The organism is Jannaschia halovivens (assembly GCF_046452375.1).
In the GTDB taxonomy this organism is placed as follows: domain Bacteria; phylum Pseudomonadota; class Alphaproteobacteria; order Rhodobacterales; family Rhodobacteraceae; genus Jannaschia; species Jannaschia halovivens.
Map to the genome: position 1 here is coordinate 2,145,076 of NZ_JBKFDJ010000001.1, position 18,350 is coordinate 2,163,425.

At 68.5% G+C, this 18,350-nt stretch carries 20 protein-coding genes; 12 read left to right on the forward strand and 8 right to left on the reverse strand.

The features are described 5' to 3' along the window. Positions 1–10: 10 nt before the first annotated feature. Complete coding sequence (locus ACK8OR_RS10905) at positions 11–463, reverse strand: TrmH family RNA methyltransferase (RefSeq protein WP_298437023.1); 453 nt, start codon at positions 461–463, stop codon at positions 11–13. Then, positions 460–1,914 (reverse strand): D-alanyl-D-alanine carboxypeptidase/D-alanyl-D-alanine endopeptidase, encoded by a 1,455-nt coding sequence (dacB, locus tag ACK8OR_RS10910; RefSeq protein ID WP_410189419.1) that lies wholly within the window; start codon positions 1,912–1,914, stop codon positions 460–462. Before dacB ends, ACK8OR_RS10905 begins: the two co-directional genes overlap by 4 nt. 101 nt (positions 1,915–2,015) lie before the next feature. Here dacB and ACK8OR_RS10915 point away from each other — a divergent pair, with 101 nt between their 5' ends. Further along, complete coding sequence (locus ACK8OR_RS10915) at positions 2,016–2,858, forward strand: DMT family transporter (protein ID WP_410189420.1); 843 nt, start codon at positions 2,016–2,018, stop codon at positions 2,856–2,858. Here ACK8OR_RS10915 and ACK8OR_RS10920 read toward each other — a convergent pair. Next, on the reverse strand, positions 2,855–3,454 hold the full coding sequence (locus ACK8OR_RS10920; RefSeq protein ID WP_410189421.1) for a nicotinate-nucleotide adenylyltransferase: 600 nt from the start codon (positions 3,452–3,454) through the stop codon (positions 2,855–2,857). The genes ACK8OR_RS10915 and ACK8OR_RS10920 overlap by 4 nt on opposite strands. A 92-nt stretch (positions 3,455–3,546) precedes the next feature. On the opposite strand from ACK8OR_RS10920, the gene ACK8OR_RS10925 reads away from it, so the two are divergent. Further along, positions 3,547–4,254, forward strand: coding sequence for a YIP1 family protein (locus ACK8OR_RS10925; RefSeq protein WP_410189422.1), 708 nt, complete (start codon positions 3,547–3,549; stop codon positions 4,252–4,254). 73 nt (positions 4,255–4,327) lie between these two features. Further along, positions 4,328–5,983: an energy-dependent translational throttle protein EttA gene (ettA, locus tag ACK8OR_RS10930; RefSeq protein WP_410189423.1), complete on the forward strand. Its 1,656-nt coding sequence runs from the start codon at positions 4,328–4,330 to the stop codon at positions 5,981–5,983. Here ettA and ACK8OR_RS10935 read toward each other — a convergent pair. From ACK8OR_RS10935 to fliF, 5 genes are read right to left on the reverse strand one after another with little or no spacing between them, the layout of a single operon-like run. Next, complete coding sequence (locus ACK8OR_RS10935) at positions 5,973–6,605, reverse strand: hypothetical protein (RefSeq protein WP_410189424.1); 633 nt, start codon at positions 6,603–6,605, stop codon at positions 5,973–5,975. The two genes, ettA and ACK8OR_RS10935, sit on opposite strands and share 11 nt — an antisense overlap. 8 nt (positions 6,606–6,613) lie before the next feature. After that, entirely contained in the window at positions 6,614–7,327 is a 714-nt protein-coding gene (gene fliP, locus ACK8OR_RS10940; RefSeq protein WP_410189425.1) for a flagellar type III secretion system pore protein FliP, read from the reverse strand. Next, on the reverse strand, positions 7,324–7,599 hold the full coding sequence (locus ACK8OR_RS10945; protein WP_410189426.1) for a FliM/FliN family flagellar motor switch protein: 276 nt from the start codon (positions 7,597–7,599) through the stop codon (positions 7,324–7,326). Before ACK8OR_RS10945 ends, fliP begins: the two co-directional genes overlap by 4 nt. Further along, positions 7,592–8,200, reverse strand: a complete 609-nt coding sequence (locus tag ACK8OR_RS10950) for a FliH/SctL family protein (protein WP_410189427.1) — start codon at positions 8,198–8,200, stop codon at positions 7,592–7,594. The genes ACK8OR_RS10945 and ACK8OR_RS10950 overlap by 8 nt, the downstream gene beginning before the upstream one ends. Next, positions 8,197–9,819 (reverse strand): flagellar basal-body MS-ring/collar protein FliF, encoded by a 1,623-nt coding sequence (gene fliF, locus ACK8OR_RS10955; protein WP_410189891.1) that lies wholly within the window; start codon positions 9,817–9,819, stop codon positions 8,197–8,199. Before fliF ends, ACK8OR_RS10950 begins: the two co-directional genes overlap by 4 nt. Before the next feature lie 132 nt (positions 9,820–9,951). On the opposite strand from fliF, the gene ACK8OR_RS10960 reads away from it, so the two are divergent. Genes ACK8OR_RS10960 through ACK8OR_RS11000 form a run of 9 tightly spaced genes read left to right on the forward strand, consistent with a single transcriptional unit; the run spans position 9,952 to position 18,344 of the window. Next, on the forward strand, positions 9,952–10,434 hold the full coding sequence (locus tag ACK8OR_RS10960) for a flagellar basal body-associated FliL family protein (protein WP_410189428.1): 483 nt from the start codon (positions 9,952–9,954) through the stop codon (positions 10,432–10,434). A 2-nt stretch (positions 10,435–10,436) separates the two neighbouring features. Next, positions 10,437–10,817 carry a hypothetical protein gene (locus ACK8OR_RS10965; protein ID WP_410189429.1) on the forward strand — a complete coding sequence of 127 codons (381 nt, stop codon included), beginning with the start codon at positions 10,437–10,439 and terminating at the stop codon, positions 10,815–10,817. Then, positions 10,817–11,401 carry a MotE family protein gene (locus ACK8OR_RS10970; RefSeq protein WP_410189430.1) on the forward strand — a complete coding sequence of 195 codons (585 nt, stop codon included), beginning with the start codon at positions 10,817–10,819 and terminating at the stop codon, positions 11,399–11,401. Before ACK8OR_RS10965 ends, ACK8OR_RS10970 begins: the two co-directional genes overlap by 1 nt. Then, complete coding sequence (gene motA, locus ACK8OR_RS10975; RefSeq protein WP_410189431.1) at positions 11,398–12,261, forward strand: flagellar motor stator protein MotA; 864 nt, start codon at positions 11,398–11,400, stop codon at positions 12,259–12,261. The genes ACK8OR_RS10970 and motA overlap by 4 nt, the downstream gene beginning before the upstream one ends. Next, positions 12,261–14,081 (forward strand): hypothetical protein, encoded by a 1,821-nt coding sequence (locus ACK8OR_RS10980; protein WP_410189432.1) that lies wholly within the window; start codon positions 12,261–12,263, stop codon positions 14,079–14,081. The genes motA and ACK8OR_RS10980 overlap by 1 nt, the downstream gene beginning before the upstream one ends. Positions 14,082–14,126: 45 nt before the next feature. Beyond that, positions 14,127–16,184 (forward strand): flagellar biosynthesis protein FlhA, encoded by a 2,058-nt coding sequence (locus ACK8OR_RS10985; protein WP_410189433.1) that lies wholly within the window; start codon positions 14,127–14,129, stop codon positions 16,182–16,184. Then, positions 16,181–16,936: a flagellar biosynthetic protein FliR gene (locus ACK8OR_RS10990; RefSeq protein ID WP_410189434.1), complete on the forward strand. Its 756-nt coding sequence runs from the start codon at positions 16,181–16,183 to the stop codon at positions 16,934–16,936. Before ACK8OR_RS10985 ends, ACK8OR_RS10990 begins: the two co-directional genes overlap by 4 nt. Beyond that, positions 16,933–18,006 (forward strand): EscU/YscU/HrcU family type III secretion system export apparatus switch protein, encoded by a 1,074-nt coding sequence (locus tag ACK8OR_RS10995; protein ID WP_410189435.1) that lies wholly within the window; start codon positions 16,933–16,935, stop codon positions 18,004–18,006. The genes ACK8OR_RS10990 and ACK8OR_RS10995 overlap by 4 nt, the downstream gene beginning before the upstream one ends. Further along, the gene (locus tag ACK8OR_RS11000; protein ID WP_410189436.1) at positions 18,003–18,344 is read left to right on the forward strand and encodes a hypothetical protein; all 342 of its coding nucleotides are present in this window, start codon (positions 18,003–18,005) and stop codon (positions 18,342–18,344) included. The genes ACK8OR_RS10995 and ACK8OR_RS11000 overlap by 4 nt, the downstream gene beginning before the upstream one ends. The last annotated feature ends 6 nt before the right edge of the window (positions 18,345–18,350 follow it).

Here is an 18,350-nt window from a genome sequence, read left to right on the forward strand (position 1 = left end):
TCGCCGCCGCTCACAACACGCCCCTGAGCGCCTGATACGCCGCCGCGGTCGCCGCGTTGGCGAGGTTCAGCGACCGGATATGGGGCGACCGCATCGGCAGGTGGACGACCCGCTGTCCGGCCAGGATCTCGGGCGGCAGGCCCACGGTCTCCTGTCCGAAGACGAGGTGGACGTCCTCCGGGTAGGACGCGTCGTAAAACGACGTCGGCCCGAACTCCTCGAAGCAGACGATCGCCTCGGGCCGGGGCGCGCGCCGCTTCAGGAAGTCGCCCCAATCGTCGTATTCTTCCAGCCGGACGTGCTTCCAGTAGTCCAGCCCCGCTCGGCGCACGTTCCGGTCGGTGATCTCGAACCCGTAGGGCCGGATCAGGCAGAGATCGAGATCGAGCGCCACGCAGGTCCGCCCGACGCTGCCGGTGTTTCCGGCGATCTCGGGGCGGTGCAGGACGATGGCGGGCCTCACTGGTGGACCAGCGCCCAGCGTTCGATGAGGTCGAATTGCAGACTGCGCGCGGTGCGTCCCCAGCTTCGGCCGCCCTGCGGCCGTTCGCGCTCGGCCACCGAGAGGCGGTTTCGCCGGTCGGTGTCGGCCACGAAGGTCGCGAAGGCCAGCGACCGCCCCGACCGCGCGTCGAAATACCCCGCGAGGCCCGAGACGAAGTTCAGCGTGCCGGTCTTGGCCTGCACCGGTATGGTGACGTCGCCGTCGATGGTCAGTGTCTTCATCAGCGGACGCAGCCGAGCTTCGGCCCCCGAGGCCGTCAGCGCCTTGGCCATGTCCGAGGCCGAGATCCGCGTGGTGCCGTTGAGGCCGGAATGGTCGTCGAAATCGGGGCGTCGCGCGCCGGTCCGCCCCGAGAGCCAGTTCGACATGACCGCTCCGGACGCATCGAGCGAGCGCGGCACCGTGCCCCGGCGGACGGTCGAGGTCAGACCGAGAAGCTCGGCCGTGAGATTGTTCGAGAAGCGCAGCATGGCCCGCGCCACGCGGTCGAGCGGTGCGCTCACCTCCTGCGCGAGGGTCGTGCCCTGCGGCGCGGTGCCCGTCCGCGCCGCCGCACCCACGGCGATCCCGTTGGCGCGCAGCATGGTCCGCATCACGTCGCCGGCATAGAGCGCGGGGTTACGGACCGGCAGCCACCGGCTACCCGAACTGCCCAGCTGGCCGCGCGCCACGGTCCAAGCGTCGATATCGCCGCTGCGGTCGTAGGTGTAGACCGGCAGCGACCGGTCCGCGATGCGCATCCGCGAGGTCGAGACGGCGGGACGGAAGCGTTCGGTCCGCCCGTCCATCGTCGTCTCGTAGCCATTGCCGCCGCGGCGCCACTGGAAATGCACGCGATTGAAGTTGAGATTGATGCCGCCGACGGCCGGGTTGTAGCCGACATGGTCCGGCTGGGCGCGGTCGATCCGCTCGAACCGCGGGAGCGCGCCATCATAGACCAAGAGCCGCCCCGATACCTCGCGCAACCCGGCGGATGCGGCTTGCGCGGCAAGGTTGTTCAACCCGTCGCTGTCGAGCGAGGGATCGCCCCCGCCGACGAGCACGAGGTCGCCGTTCAGCCGTCCGCCCGAGATCGGTCCCGTCGCGACCAGCCGCGTCTGGAAGCGGTACTCGGCCCCCAGCGTTTCGAGCGCGTAGAGCGCGGTGACGGATTTCAGGACCGAGGCCGGTGGCAGCGCGCGGAGCGGGTTGTAAGTCTCGAGAACCTCGCCCGTGCGCGCGTCCGAGACGACGAATCCGACCTTCCCGCCGAGCCCTGCCTCCTCGACCATCCGGCTGGCCGCGGGGGCCGCGCGCGACAGGGCGTCGGCGGGCTTGAGATCCGGGCGGGCCGAGCGTTCGGGCGCGTTCGCGCAGGCCGGCAGGGCCGCCGTCGTCAGCGCCCCGGTCAGGAAAGAACGTCGCCGCATCAATGTCATCCTTTGTACCCGCGGCCACGATGCCCGCCCCGATGGCGGAAGGGAAGCCCGGTTTGGCTGGGCGCGACCGCCACCGGATGCTAGCGCGGGCCATGGACCGGACAACGATCGGATCGGTGGCGCTGATGTTCGTCGCCATGTCGCTCATCCCCTTGGGCGACAGCGCGGGCAAGCTCCTGACGACGGCGCACGGGGCGTCGCCCTTCTTCGTGGCGTTCTCGCGCTTCGCGGTGGGGGCCGCGATGGTCGCGGTGATCCTCGGGGGGCGCGTCGATTGGGGCCTCTACCGCAACTGGCGGGTCTGGTTCCGGGCCTTTCTCATCGCGGCCGGGATCGCCTGCATCCTGAACGCGCTCCGGACCGAGGATATCGCCACCGTCTTCGGCGCGTTCTTCGTCGGCCCGATCTTCAGCTACGTCCTGTCGGTCTGGCTTCTGGGCGAGCGTGTGCGCCCGCTGCAATCGGTCCTTCTGGCCGTGGGGTTCTGCGGCGTCCTCCTGGTGGTGCGGCCGGGCTTCGGCATGACGCCCGGCCTCGGGTTCGCGGTCGCGGCAGGGCTGTTCTACGGGGCGTTCCTGACGGCGTCGAAATGGCTGGCCGAGATCGCGCCGCCCCGCCAGTTGATGCTGACCCAGACGCTTCTGGGCACCGTGATGCTGGCCCCGCTCGGCCTTGTGGAGCTTCCCGAGGCGACGGCGGCGGTCACCGGCCTCGTCCTCGTCTCGGGGTTGGCCTCGGCCACGGGAAACCTGCTCCTCGTGCTGGCCTATCGCCGGTCCAGCGCGACGATGCTGGCGCCGTTCGTGTACTTCCAGCTCATTTCGGCCACGGCGCTGGGTTGGCTCGTCTTCGGGACCTGGCCCGATCCGCTGGCGCTGGCGGGGCTGGTCATCCTCGTGGCGGCCGGGTTCGGGACGCTGGCGCTCCGCCGCTAGGACCAGTCGCCGCCCGCGCGGATCGCGGTCGAGGAGGCGGCGTGCATCGGCATGTTGACGAAGGCCCAGGCCGGAGGGTCGCGATACGCGAGGCCATAGGCCGACGCGGGCGGAACCTTGAAGCGGCGGAAGATCTGCGCGGCGGGCGAGGTCCGCGCCGAGATCCGTTCGCCCGGTCGCGCAAGCACGCCGACGGGCACGCGCCCGAGGATACCGCGCCAATCCTCCCAGAGGTGGAACTGCGCGAGGTTGTCCGCGCCCATCAGCCAGACGAAACGTACCCCCGGATAGCGGCCCTGCAGCCGGGCGATCGTCGCGGCGGTGTGGCGCGTCCCGATATGCCGCTCGATATCGGTGACCACGACCCGTGGGTGCCGCATCAATGCGCGCGCCCGCACCATCCGCTTCTCCAGAGGTGCGGGGCCACGCGCCTTGAGCGGATTGCCCGGCGACACCAGCCACCAGACGCGATCCAGCCCGAAGCGGCGGAGCGCTTCGCGCGTGATGTGGACGTGGCCCGCATGGGCCGGATCGAACGACCCGCCAAGCAGGCCCACCGCCTGCCCCGGCACAGCAGGCGGAAACCCCTGGCGCATCCGCCACGCTTCCCGCGCGCGGGGCGCGGGCGCAAGCCGCGATTGTGCCGGGGCGGATCGCCGGGCTAGCCTGCGGGGCGGAGGTGTCCGCCATGTCCGACCTCGTCAAGACGATCCTGACGGCGCTCCGGAACTACATCCCGGCCCTGCTCGCGGTGATCTCGGACCCGCGTGTTGCGATCCCCGAGCGGGTCGGATCGCGGGACGACGCGCTCGATGCGGCGCTCGCCTTCTTCGGCATCACGCTGGCGCTGTCGCTCCTCCTTCAGTTGCCGCTTCTTGGTCCAGCCGACGATCCGGTCGCCGTCTTCGGAAGTCTCCTGGTCGTCCGGATGCTGATGTTCGCGGTCTTCACCGCCTGCGTCGTCCTCGCGTTTCGCGCGCTCGGCGGGCGCGGCGGATTCGTCCCGACACTCTGCATCTCGCTTTACGTCAACGCGCCCGCCTACCTGGTGCAGGTCGTCACCGCGTTGATGTCGCGAGGCCTCGCGGCGCGGTCCGAGGTCATCGACCTGGCCGATCTACAGAACCCCGAGACGCGGCCCGTCGCCTCGGCCGCCCTCGCCGCCGCCGACCCGACGACCGCGACCCTCCTCGTGGCCACGGGATTTCTCGGGATCGGCATCGTCGTGGCGTGGTTCTTCTATTGCTGGCCGATCTACCGCGCCGAGCACCGCGTGTCGCGGGCGCGGAGCGGCGTGGCCTATGCCGTCGCCTTCGCGGCTTACCTCCTGTCGCTCTGGCTGGGCGCAAACCTGATGCGCGGCCTGCATGGCGCCGCGCTGCCCGCGATCGTTTGACGCCGCCCCGTCCGGATTGAACCCCGCCGCGTCCCGACATATGCGGGACCCGACCCTGCGACGGAGCAAGACGATGGCAGCCAATCAATACGTCTATCACATGGACGGGGTGTCCAAGACCTATGGCGGCGGCAAGAAGGTGTTCGAGAACATCCGCCTGTCGTTCCTGCCCGGCGTGAAGATCGGCGTCGTCGGCGTCAACGGCACCGGCAAGTCGACCCTGATGAAGATCATGGCCGGCCAAGACCCCGATTTTACCGGCGAAGCCTGGGCCGCCGAAGGCGCGCGCGTCGGCTATCTGCCGCAGGAGCCCGCGCTCGACGAAGCGTTGACAGTCCGCGAGAACGTCATGCTGGGCGTCGCCGAGAAGAGGGCCGTGCTCGACCGGTACAACGATCTCGCGATGAACTACTCGGACGAGACCGCCGAGGAGATGGCCAAGCTCCAGGACGAGATCGACAGCGCCAACCTCTGGGATCTCGACAGCCAGATCGACGTCGCGATGGAGGCCCTGCGGTGCCCGCCGGACGACGCGATGCCCGCGAACCTCTCGGGCGGCGAACGGCGGCGCGTGGCGCTCTGCAAGCTCCTCTTGGAAGCGCCCGACATGCTTCTGCTGGACGAGCCGACCAACCACCTCGACGCCGAGACGATCGCCTGGCTCCAGCGGCACCTGATCGACTACAAGGGCACCTGCCTGATCGTGACCCACGACCGGTATTTCCTCGACGACATCACGGGCTGGATCCTCGAGCTCGATCGCGGGCGGGGGATTCCGTACGAGGGCAACTACTCGGCCTGGCTCGAACAGAAGGCCAAGCGGCTGGAGCGCGAGGCGAAGGAGGACAAGTCCCGCCAGAAGACGCTGGAGCGCGAGCTGGAGTGGATCCGCGCCGGCGCCAAGGCCCGGCAGGCCAAGTCCAAGGCCCGGATCAACGCCTACGAGGAGATGGCGGGCCAGTCCGAGCGCGAGCGTGTGGGCCGCGCGCAGATCGTCATCCCGAACGGGCCGCGCCTCGGCTCGAAGGTGATCGAGGTCGAGAACCTCTCGAAGGCCTATGGCGACCGGCTCCTGATCGACGATCTATCCTTCGCGTTGCCGCCCGGCGGCATCGTCGGCGTGATCGGGCCCAACGGCGCGGGCAAGTCGACGCTCTTCCGGATGCTGACCGGCCAGGAACAGCCTGACAGCGGCACGGTCGAATACGGCGACACCGTCAAGCTGAGCTATGTCGACCAGTCGCGCGACGATCTCGAGCCCGGCCAGACGGTGTGGGAAGCGATCTCGGGCGGGGCCGAGCTCATCAAGCTCGGCGATGCGGAGGTGAACTCCCGCGCCTATTGCGGATCGTTCAACTTCAAGGGCGGCGACCAGCAGAAGAAGGTCGGCCTCCTCTCGGGCGGCGAGCGCAACCGCGTCCACATGGCGCGCCTCCTGAAGGAGGGCGGCAATGTCCTGCTGCTGGACGAGCCGACCAACGACCTCGACGTCGAGACGCTGCGCGCGCTGGAAGACGCGATCGCCGATTTCGCGGGCTGCGCGGTGGTGATCAGCCACGACCGGTTCTTCCTCGACCGGCTCTGCACCCATATCCTCGCCTTCGAGGGTGGTAGTCATGTCGAGTGGTTCGAGGGCAACTTCGAGGCCTACGAGGAAGACAAGGCGCGCCGTCTCGGCCCTGACGCGCTGGAGCCGACGCGGGTGAAGTACAAGAAATTCACGCGCTGACGGTATCGACCCCCTGCGCCTCGATCTCGCGCAGGGCCCGGTGCACGGCCCGGATGCGGCCGCCGGACAACTGCCGAAGCTTGGCGGCCTGTTCGAGCGGCGGACGCCCCGCCATCGCCGAGGCGATGACGGCGGGATGCTCGCGCGCGAAGCCGGACGGGTCGGTGGTCGTCTCGATCAGGCGCCGTACCGCGCTTCGGCCCAGAAGAGGCGAAGGGATCGACGGATCGGCCATCGCGCGGTCCGGGATCGGCATCGGCGCCGACAGATTCAGCCGCGGCCTCGCCACAGGTCCGCAATCGACCCGAGGCTCGGGGCTGAGCGTGAGCGGCAGGATGTTCTGAAAGAGGCGCGTCCGGGACGGTGCGACTGCGGCGCGTTCCGCGCCCGGCTTCCGCGATACTCGCAAGCGGGCACCGGGGCCCGGGGCCACGACCGGGTGTCGGCCGGCCCTCGCCCCCTCGACCGACGCGACGAGGGCCCGCGCGAAGTCGCGCAGATGGGCCGGGGGGCGCGCCGTCCGGTCGGGCGAATCGAGCATTGCCAGCAACGCGCGGGCTTTGTCGGCATCGGTCGTCTCGGCGGGCGACGGGCACGCGGTCTTCGGGTTCGGATCGGACATGGGACCTCCTAGAGATAACTACGGACGAGCGCGCCGGACACGAGGGTCCAGCCGTCGACCACCACGAAGAACGCGAGCTTGAAGGGCAGCGAGACGATCGCCGGCGGCACCATCATCATGCCCATCGACATCAGGACGGCGGCCGCGACCATGTCGATGATCAGGAACGGCATGAACACGAGAAAGCCGATCTGGAAGGCCCGGCTCACCTCCGACAGAAGGAAGCTCGGGACGAGGACGGCCAGCGTCTCGGGGTCGCTCTCGGGGCGCAGCCCGGCAAGATGCGCCAGCGTATCGGGGTCGACGCGGGCCAGCATGAAGGCGCGGAACGGCGCGATCGCCTCGGTGAACGCGACGCCCGGCTCCATCTCGCCGCGCGAGAGCGGGCCGATGCCGGCCTCCCATGCGGCGGTCGCGACCGGCTCCATCACGAAATAGGTCAGGAACATCGCAAGGCTGACGATCAGCATGTTCGGCGGCGAGGCCTGGAGGCCCATCGCCTGCCGCATGATCGACAGGACGGTGACGATGAACGGAAAGCAGGTGACCGTGATCGCGATTCCCGGCGCGAGGCTCAGCACCGTCAGAAGGGCGATCAGCTGGATCGAGCGCAACGTCAGGGTATCTTCACCCAGCGCCAGCGCGACGTCCTGCGCGGCGGCCGGGCCGCCGAAAGCGATGGCACCGGACAGGACCAGCGCCAGCCCGAGGATGCGGCTCATCCGGATTCGTCCGTCCGCGCCACCTCGGTCAGGCGCACGGCCAGTCGGCCCGCCTGGTCGCCCTCCATCTCCTGCAACTCGCCCCGGCCGATCAGACGGTCGCCGGCGAAGAGTTCCACCGGGTCGCCGATGGCCCGGTCGAGCGTGAGGACCGCATCGCGTTCCAGCGACAGCAACTCGGTCACGGTCGGGTGCGCCCGACCCACGGAGATGGTGATCTCGACGGGGACGCGCCCCAGCGCCGATGGATTGTCGGGGGATGCGTCAGCCATGGGCGGCCTCCTCTGGCATGGTGTCGATGGGGTGGGTCGCGCGTCCGGGCACGAGCCCGTCGAGGAATATGTCGAGCGCGGCGTCGAGATCGGAGAGAACCGCTTCGAGGTCGACCCGCCGCTCCTGCCCGTCCCATCGGATCATCGCCTGCGACAGGGCCAATGCAGGCTCCGGCCGGACGGTCACGCGATCGGAAAGCTCGGCCTGCTCGACCAGGCGGGTCAGCGGCGGTTCTTCCTCTGGGGCCACCAAGAGGACTGGCCGCGCGTCGCCATCGGCCATCACCTGGACCAGCTCCTGCACGAGGATCGGAAGAAAAGCGGATTGCGCGGCCCGCGGCAGGAACGTGTCGAAGATATCCCGCATCGCGGGTTCCAGCATCGCCACGAGCCCATCGATCGCCGCCGCCCGACTTTCAGTCAGACGGGTCAACGTCTCCTGCAGCCGGGCCCCGAGAAGGCCGTTCTCCTCGTCGAGGCGGGCGACCGCATCGTCCCATCCGGCGGCATAGCCCTCGTCGAACGGACCCGGCGCCGCCTGAGCCAATGGCGATGCCTGGACCGCCGCGCTTCCGAAATCCTCGAGCGCGAACGCGGTCATTTCGCCTCCTCCGGGCTCTCGTCCATCCAGCCGCGCAGAACCTCGAGCGTCTCGTCGCGGCGTTCGGTAATCAGGGTGCGGAGGCGGTCGACCGGATCATCCGCGTCGCCGCTCTCCGTGTCGGCCGGCAGGAGCGTGCCTTCCGTTGGCGTGGGTGCATCGGGCGGCTCGGGCGGTGCCAGCGACGCGGGGCTCGGACGGCCGATTTCCTCGGGGGCAATGGCCGTGGCGCCATCATCGGGCACGGCGGCCGGCAAGGCGGGGTTGGCAGGCGGCGGCGCGAGCGCGCGCGTCATCAGCGGGCGCACCACGAAGGCGAGCAAGCCGAGCGTGACCAGCGCAAGGAGCGCGGCGATCGAGATCCGCCGAACATCCCCCCCGCTCAGCCATGGCAGCGATAATCCGAGCGGGGCCTCGGGCACGGCCGCGATGTCGAATTCCATGCTGCGGACGGTCACGACATCACCGCGATCGGCGCGAAACCCGACGGCCGACTGCACGAGGTCCCGGATGACCTCCAGCTCGGCCTCGCTGCGTTCGGACCATTCGGCCGCGCCATCCGCGTTCGCCGCCCGGAGCCCATCGACCATGACCGCGACGGTGACCCGCTCGATCGCGCCCGGTGCGCGCTCGATCTGTCGCTCGGTGGCGGAAAAGTCGTAATTCACCCGCTCGCGCGTCTCCGCGTTCGAGCTTTCGGACTGCCCCCCCTCCTGCGCGGCATCGCCGTCGGGCAGGTTGCTCGCGACGGTCACGCCGGCCCCGGCGGCGGCGCGGTCGCTGGCGCTGCGTTCCTCCGTATCCGTGCTGACGACGACGCGGCTTTCGGGATCGAGCACGCGCTCGGTGATCAACTCGCGATCCTGGGTCGTCTCAATCGCCAGTTCGACGACGAAGCGATCGGGCCCGACACGGGCGGCCAACAGGTTCTCGACCGCCGCCCGCATCTCGATCGCGCGGGTCTCGCGTCGTTCGGCCTCGGGGTCGATCGCCCCGCCTCCGAGGACGCGCCCGCTGGCCGCATCGATCACTGTCACGTCTTCGGCGGCGAGGTTCCGAACCGCGCCGGACACGAGCGACTGGACCGCATGCGCCAGGGACGCATCCACTGTGCCCGAGACCATCTGGAGCGTCACGGAGGCCGTGGCACTGCGGTCGCGCGCAAACGGAGAACTGTCGGCCGTCGCCAGGTGGACGCGGGCCGAGCGAACGCCCGGAGACGCGAGGATCGTGCGCGTCAACTCGCCCTCGCGGGCCCGCCAATAGGCCGCGTCGAACATCTGCGAGGTCGTGCCGAACCCCGTCAGCCCGTCGAGCAGTTCATACCCGCTCCCGTCCATGCGCGGCAGGCCGTCGCCCGCCAACTGCATGCGAAGCCCGTCGCGCATTCTGTCCTCGACGAAGATCGACGATCCCCGCACCTCGTAGGCCGCACCTCTCGCCTCGAGTCCGGCGATCACCTCGGACGCGGCGGCCGGTTCGAGCCCGGCATATAACAGTTCCATTCCCGGTGCGGTCGCGAGCCGGGTCAGACCGAAGACCATCGCGAAGGTCAGAACGGTTGCACCGGCCAGAATCACCAGGCGTCGCTTGTCCTGTCGACCCCACAGGGCGGTCATGTTGTCCAAGGCGCATCCTCCGGCAGGCGACCACCCGTTCTGGGGATCGAGGTGGAGGATTCCGCAATTCCTTTAACATTCGGTTAGCTCCCGATGGGCTAGGACGGAAGGTGAACGAACGAGGAGCAGGTCATGGCAGACGACGCGGATGACGGGGCGAAAACGGCCCGCAAGGGCGGGGCTCTCAAGTGGATCGCGGTGCTGCTGCTGGGCCTCGGGCTGGGCGCGGGTGGCTTCTATGTCATGTTCACCGGCGCCGCCGACGACATCCTTGCAAGGACGGTCGATCCGGAACCCGATACGGCTGCCTCGGCCGGCCTGACCTTCCTCGAGCTCGAGCCGATCATCGTATCGATCGGCGGGCCCGGATCGATCCGGAACCTGAGGTTCCGCGCCGCACTGCAGATCGCGCCGGATGCCGATTCGCTCGCCCGCTCGCTGCAACCACGGATGATGGATATCGCCACGACTTATCTGCGCGCCGTCCCGATGGAGATGCTGGAGGAGCCGACCTCCCTGATCCGCATACGGGCGCAACTGCTCCGCCGGTTCCAGATGCTGACCGGCCCGGACACGGTCGAAGACCTTCTCGTCTCCGAGTTCGTGATGACCTGACCATGCTAGATCTTCTTCCCGACATCCTCCTTCTGGCTGCCACGATCGGGCTCGCCGGGTATTGCCATCATCTCTCACGGCGTCTCCGGGCGTTCGATGCCGCCGATTCGGCGCGTGTCTCTACGCTCGACGAGTGGTCGCGACAGGCCGACGCGGCCAAGACCACGCTGGAAGGGGCCACGCGAACGGCGCGCGAGCTCGAACTGCGGCTCGGCTCTCTCGTGGCGTCCGCCGATGACCGTATCGGGCGCATGGAAATGCTCCTCAGCAGCCTCGACGACATCGAGCTGGACCGCCACCGCCGCGAAGCCGACGAGGTCGCGACATCCGAGGTCATCCCGGGGTTCCGGGCGATACGGCATGCAGCCGGGAGCGAAGTATGATGTCGGGTGGTGCAACGACCGTGCTGAAACGCGTGTCGCTGACGCTCCTGATCGGTGTGCTCGCGATATCCTTCGTCACGCGCATCGTGTCGGCGGGACTTGCCGTTCTGCCTGATGACGGCCCGGACGAACATGCCGTCACGCAGGGGCTCCTTTGCCCGCCTTCGACGGAGGTTCGGGAGCTGCTCGACCGCCTCGCCGAACGCGGTGCGGATATCGACGCACGGGAGGCCGCGGTCGCCTTGCGCGAACAGGACGTAGCCGTCGCGCTGGACGAGGTCGTCGCCATGCTCGATGACCTTGCGACCGCCGAAGCGCGGCTAGCGGCGCGGATGCAGCAATCGTCCGAAGCCTCGGCCGAGGATGTCGCGCGCCTCGTCTCGGTCTACGAGGGCATGAAGCCCAAGGACGCTGCGATTCTGTTCGAGGCGATGGCCCCCGATTTCGCCGCCGGGTTCCTCGCCCGCATGCGCCCGGCCTCGGCCTCGGCGATCTTTACCAGTCTCGCGCCCGATACCGCCTATGCCCTCAGCGTGATCATGGCCGGTCGAAACGCCAACGCAGCGACGGAGGGCCGGGAATGATCGGTATCGTCGGCATTGCCTGTGTGTTCATCATGGTCTTCGGCGGCTACATGCTGGCCGGCGGCAAGCTCGACATCATCCTCAAGGCGCTTCCGTTCGAGATGATCATCATCGGCGGCGCGGCCATCGGCGCGTTTCTCGTGGGCAACAGCCTGGGCGAGGTCAAACATACGATCAAGGACATCGGCAAGATCTTCAAAGGCCCCCGCTGGCGACCCGATGACTACCGCGATCTCCTCTGCCTCCTGTTCGAACTGGTGCGCCTCGGGCGGCAGGATCCCATGGCCCTCGAAGAGCATATCGAAGCACCGGAATCGTCGTCGATCTTCGGCGAGTATCCACGCATCACGGTCGACCGCGAAGCCGTCGCGATGATCTGCGACACGCTTCGATCGATGTCCATGAACTACGACGACCCCCATCAGGTCGAGGAGGTGCTGAGCGCCCGGATCGAGGAGAACCAACACCACGCCCTCCATTCCAGCCACGCACTTCAATCCATGGCCGACTCGCTGCCGGCGCTGGGGATCGTCGCGGCCGTCCTCGGGGTGATCAAGACGATGGGCTCGATCGACCAACCGCCGGAGGTCCTCGGCAAGCTGATCGGCGCGGCGTTGGTCGGCACGTTTCTCGGGGTCTTTCTCGCCTATGGGATCGTGGGCCCCTTCTCCGTACGTCTCAAGAACGTCAGCGAGCAGGACGGACATTTCTACCGTCTCATTCAGGAGGTGCTGGTGGCGAACCTCCACAACCACGCAACGAACATGTGCATCGAGGTCGGGCGCCAATCAACGCCGACGCCGCTGCGCCCCAGTTTCGCGGACCTCGAGGACGCTCTCAAAAGCCGAAAGGCGGCCTGATGCTCCGGGCGGTGTGCACGGCCTTGGCGATGGTCTTCGCCTCGGAGGTCTCGGCGCAGATCGTCGTCCGGGGCGGTGAACATGGAGCGTTTTCGCGACTGGCTTTCGCCGCACCGAGCGATGCGACATGGGCCGTAGCTGGCGTCGCGCCCGGCCCGGTCACGATCCGGTTCCAGGGGCTCGACGGCACGCTCGACGGCGGCGCGATCTTCGACCGCATCCCGAGAACCCGCCTTCAGGCCGCAACGGCCGAAGCGCAGACGCTCCGCCTCGAAATACCGTGCCGCTGCGACATCCGGATCGCGCATGTCCCAAGCGGTCACGTCGCCTTGGATATCGCCCATCGCATCGATGGCGGGTCGCAATCCGATCCGGGGCCAGCGTCCCAAATGGCCGCTGCGACGATGCCGTCCTTCCTCATGCTTCCCGACCAGCGCCTTCGAATCCGTTCGCCCCTGTCGGACTTGCTCCTGTCCGGGCCGCGGGTCACGCTGCGACACCCCGACCGCCATCCCAAGTCGGACCAGTCGCCGCTCGCCTTGCGTGTCGCTACGCCACAATTCGTTGTGCGATCCAACTCCCGTCCCGCGATTTTTCCGACGCCCGACCTGACCGCATCATCGCCCGAGGAGGACGCCTGTGTGGTCGAGGGCCGGTTCGCGGACATCCTGAACGCGGATCCCGAGGCGTCATGGGCGGCCGTGTCACGCGGGCGGCGCACGCTACTCGATGCGAAGGGCGCATATGCGACAGGGCGCCTGCACGACATGGCGCGCGCATACGCAGCGATGGGAATGGGTCAGGAGGCGCTCCAGGTCCTGGACCTCGCCAAAGAGGACGAGCCCGCGATCCGAATGGCCGGCAGCGTGCTCGACGACCTTCCCGTCGCGGTCCCAGACGCCCTGTCGCGCTGCGGACCGGCATCGATGCTCGTCGTGCTTCTGTCGGGACCGGACGACCTCCAACGCGCGGTGGCGGACGCGGACGGGTTGGCGCTCTTCATCGCAGGCCTGCCGCCGTCGCGCTGGGCCGATCTGGCGCCGCGCGTCACCCGCATCCTCGCCGATGCCAATCAGGACGACCTGCTGGTCGCCCTCCCAGCGGCCGGGCCCGGTACTACCCTTGCGGGCTCGGGACCCGAGATCGGTGCCGGGACAGGGTATGCGGCGATGACATCGATCATCACGACGTTCCGCGAGGCCGCAGACTCAGGTACGACCGTCTCGATGGCGCAGATCGAGAATGCGCTGGCCCTCCGGCTGTCGTTCCCTCCGGGTGCTGCGACGCGGGAGTTCGACCGGGCCATCGCGGATGCGCTCCTCCGAGACGATCGCGTGGCCGATGCCACCCGGCTTCTGGACGGCTCTTCCATGACGGCGGACGAGCTTCTGGCGATTGCCGTTCCCCTGCTCGACGACGGGCCGCTTCTGGACATCGGTACGCGCCTTCGGGCGCGGCTCACGACCAGCCATCCGGCATTCCGCGCGCTGTCGGAGGTCCACCGCCGACATGGTCTCGGCGACCTGGATCGGCGCATCGCGCGTGCAGATACCCGCGATCCGCGGCCGCGATCGATCGAAGCGGCGGAACGGGTCGGGTCCGATGCCTGGATCCAGCGCCGGTTCGTGCCGCTTGCCACGGTTCCGGACGGCGGTGTCAGATCCGAATTGGCGCGCCTCGTCGTCGAGCGGAACGCCGCGCCCGGCGACGGTGATGGCGACCTATCCCGTGCGCGCTCCGTTACGGACCGAAGTTCACGGCTCCGCGCGGTGATCGCCGAACTTGCCGCTTCTCCCCCGTCCACGATTACGGTGGATTAACCTTCCTTCGCTATGGATCCGAGGACCTTCCCAGGATCGGACCGGATGCGAGCGATTTTCCAACCCACCGTTCTGATGGCCGTCGCGCTGATGTCCGTCATACTCATGATGATCCTACCGATGCCGTCATGGGTGCTCGATGCCGGGCTTTCGGTCAGCTTCGCGCTCGCGATCCTGATCTTCACGACGACCCTGTTCATTCAGCGGCCCCTCGACTTTTCGGCCTTTCCGACGATCCTGCTGGCGTCGCTGATGTTGCGCCTGTCGCTCAATGTGTCCTCGACGAAGCTCATCATCGGGCAAGGGCATACCGGGACCGACGCGGCCGGACACGTGATCGAAGGCTTCGCGAGCTTCGTGATGGGCGGCTCCATCGCCCTCGGGCTGGTGGTGTTCGGCGTTCTCCTGATCGTGAACTTCATGGTCATCACCAAGGGTGCCACGCGGATGGCGGAAGTCGGCGCGCGGTTCGCGCTCGACGGGATGCCCGGCAAGCAGCTCGCCATCGACAGCGACATGTCGGCCGGCGCGATCGACCACGAGGAGGCCAAGCGCCGGCGCGAGGTCGAACTGGCCGAAACGACATTCTTCGGCTCGCTCGACGGGGCGTCGAAATTCGTGAAGGGCGATGCGGTCGCCGGGCTCCTGATCACGATCCTCAACCTGGTGGTCGGACTCTCGGCGGGCATGCTTGCGCATGGCATGCCGTTCGGGCAGGCCGTCGAGACCTACGCGATCCTGACGGTCGGGGACGGGCTGGTGAACCAGATCCCGGCGGTCATCATCTCGATCGCGTCCGGTCTTCTGCTGGCGCGCGGCGGCGGCACCGGCACCGTCGATGTCGAGATCGTCGCGCAGATCGGCCGCCACCCCGCGGCCCTTGGCACGGTGGCCGTCATCATGGCGGTCTTCGCCTTCGTTCCGGGCATGCCGTTCGTGCCGTTCTTCTTCGGCGCTGCGGCGTTGGCCGGGGCCGCTTACTGGCGGCAGCGCAAACTCTCCCAAGTCAACGACGAGCCGGAGGATTTGGATGCCCCCGAGCCGCGCCGCGAGATGGGTGACGTCCTCTCGCTCGACGACATACGGGTCGAGTTCGCGACCGACCTCGTGGACCTCGCGCTCGATCCGTCGAACGGGCTGGAAAGCAGGATGTCCGGCCTGCGCGATCATATCGCCGAGAAGTTCGGAATCATCCTGCCGGAGATCCGGTTGACCGACGACCAGGGGCTTCCAGCGGGAACCTATGTCATCCGGATCCAGGGGGTCGAGATGGCGCGCGATCGGCTGGAGCGCGACCACATTCTTCTGCTCATGGGGTCGGGGACCCCGGCACAGATGCCCGGCCGCGCCGTCAAGGAACCGGTCTATGGCGCGCCCGCCCGGTGGATCCCGAAAGGCGAAGCCGAGACCCTTTTGGGCGAGACGCTGGTGACGCCCGGAGAGGTGCTCGCCACGCATCTGCTCGAAGTGATCAAGAGCAATTTTCCGCAATTGCTGGGGCTGCGCGGACTGCAAAACCTGCTCGACGCCTTTACCCGCGTGTCATCCGCCGAACGCTCCGACGCGAACCGCCGCATGCTCGACGACCTGATCCCGTCGAAGGTGACGCCGGAGACCCTGCTCGCCGTTCTGCGGATGCTGCTGGCCGAGCGGATCTCGGTTCGCAACCTGCCCGTGATCCTGGAGGCGTTGGCCGAGCGGCGCGACGGGCCGCCGTCGGTCGAGGACCTGACCGAGCACGTCCGGCAGCGGCTGGCCGAACAGATCACGGCCGAGCTGCGCCGCGACGATGGCAGCCTTCCCCTGATCCAGCTCGCGCCCGCCTGGGAAGAGACCTTCACGCGCCACCAGATCGACGGGCCCGGCGTCAGCCGCGAGATCGCGTTGCCCGGCCCGGATTTCCAGAAGCTGGCGCAGGGGCTGGCGGAAGCGATCGCGGGCGTGGCCGAAGCGGGTCACCATGCCGCGGTCGTGACCTCGGCGCGGCGCCGCCGGTTCGTCCACACGGTCCTGTCGGCGCGCGGCCTGACGAACCCCGTGATCTCGTACGAAGAGATCGGGGCCCGCGCGACGCCAGCGATCCTCGGGTCGGTCGCAGCGTGATCGAAGCACTCCTGGCGCTTCAAGATGCGGCTCTGCCCATCGCGATGGCCTCCTTCACGGTGTTCCTGCGGATCGGCGCACTGATGCTCGTCGTGCCGGGGCTGGGCGATCGCTTGATCCCGACCCGGGTCCGCCTCGTCACGGCCTTCGCCCTGACGGCGGCAGTGGCCCCCGCCGTCGACCTTCAAGCCGAGATCGGACCCCGTCTGATCGTCGCCGAAACGGTCACGGGCCTGGCACTGGGGGCCGTGCTCCGCTTCGTGGCGCAGGCCCTTTCGATGGCTGGGGTGATGGCCGCCCAACTGACATCGCTCGCCCAGCTTTTCGGCACGGTCGAGCCGTCCTCGGCCATCGGTAACGTCCTAAATCTGGCCGGGCTCTGCCTGATCATGGCCAGCGGCCTTCCCCTGATGGTCGTCGAAATGTTGATCCGGAGCTACGACATCCTGCCGCTCGGCGGACATCTCGACGGCAGCGACGCGGCCCGGTGGGGCATAGCCCGCGTGGCGCAAGCCTTCGCCCTCGCGATCGCGATGGCCGCGCCGTTCGCACTCGCCGCGCTGATCTATAACGCGGCGATGGGGGTCATCAATCGCGCGATGCCGCAGCTGATGGTCGCCTTGGTCGGTGCGCCCGCGATCACCGGGGCCAGCGGGGTGCTCCTGCTGCTGTCGGCGCCGCTTCTTCTGGCGATCTGGAAAGCCGCAATGGTCGCGGTGCTGGCCGACCCGATCACGGGCGGCGCGCCATGAGCCAGGAGGACGGCGCCGATCGCAGCCACGAGGCGACACCGCAAAAGCTCATGGATGCGCGCAAGAAAGGCGAGTTGGTCAAATCGCAGGATGTCGCGGTCGCGGCATCCTATGCCGGGATGCTGCTCTGCCTCGCATTCGCGGCGCCGGCGATTTCAGGCCGTCTAACCGATCTCGGCGGCGCACTAATCCAGAACGCCGACCTGATCGCCGAAGCGACGACCGGTGGCGGTGACGTTGCGGGCGGGCGCATCTTCGCGGAAGCGATGACGTTGACCGGCTTTCTGATCGCGCCAGCCGCGCTTCTGGTGGTGGTCGGGCTGCTGGCACAACAGGCGATCGTGGTCGCGCCGTCCAAGCTCGCGCCGAAGCTGCAGCGTGTCTCGATCCTGGCGAACGCGAAGAACAAATTTGGCCCCAGCGGCCTGTTCGAATTCCTGAAATCCGCGGTCAAGATGGCTGTCTACGGGGGCTTGATGGCGTGGTTCCTGTTGGGTGAGGCGGACCGGATCGTGGCCGCGGCCGCACTCGAGCCGCGCTTCCTTGGCCACGCCCTTGGCGATATCCTCTTCGATTTCGGCCTCGCCGTCGTGCTCGTCTCGGGCAGCATCGCGGCCATCGACTACGGGTGGCAGCGGCACAGCCATCTCGTGAAGAACCGCATGACCCGCCAGGAGGTGCTCGACGAGACGAAGCAATCCGAGGGCGATCCGCATCTGCGCGCCCGGCGCCGCCAGCGCGCCCAGGAGATCGCGACGAACCGCATGTTGCGCGACATCCCCGAGGCGACGGTCGTCATCGTCAATCCGACGCATTTCGCGGTCGCGCTGAAGTGGTCCCCGCTCGATCCGTCGCCGCCCATCTGCGTCGCCAAGGGGGTGGACCTCGTGGCAGCCCGCATCCGGGAGGTCGCGGGCGAGGCCGATATCCCGATCTTCAGCGATCCGCCGACCGCGCGCGCGCTCCATGCCGGTGTCGAAATCGGGGCCCCGATCGACCGCGCCCACTTTGCCGCCGTCGCGACCGCGATCCGCTTTGCCCGCGAGCTGACGGAAAGGGCACGCCGATGACGCCCAAGGAACGCGCCGCGCTGACAGAACTGGCCCGGCTTCGGCGCACGAGGACCTCCGCGCGTCTGGCGGGGATCCAGGCCCAGATCAACGTGCTGGAGGACCGTCGGGGCGCCCTAGCGCGGGTCGCCACCGCGCCGCCGGACAGCATCGACGAGGCCATCATGCAAGATCGCTGGCATCGCTGGCGCCAGCAGGAACTGGCGCGGCTGGTGACCGAGATCGCGCGACTGCAGGCCCGGGCCCAACCCCTTCGGGAAGTTCACGCAAGAAACGTCGCCCGCGTCGGCGTGGCGGAACGGCTTCCGATCCGGCAACGGCGCGGCGCGCCGGGCTGATCCGGC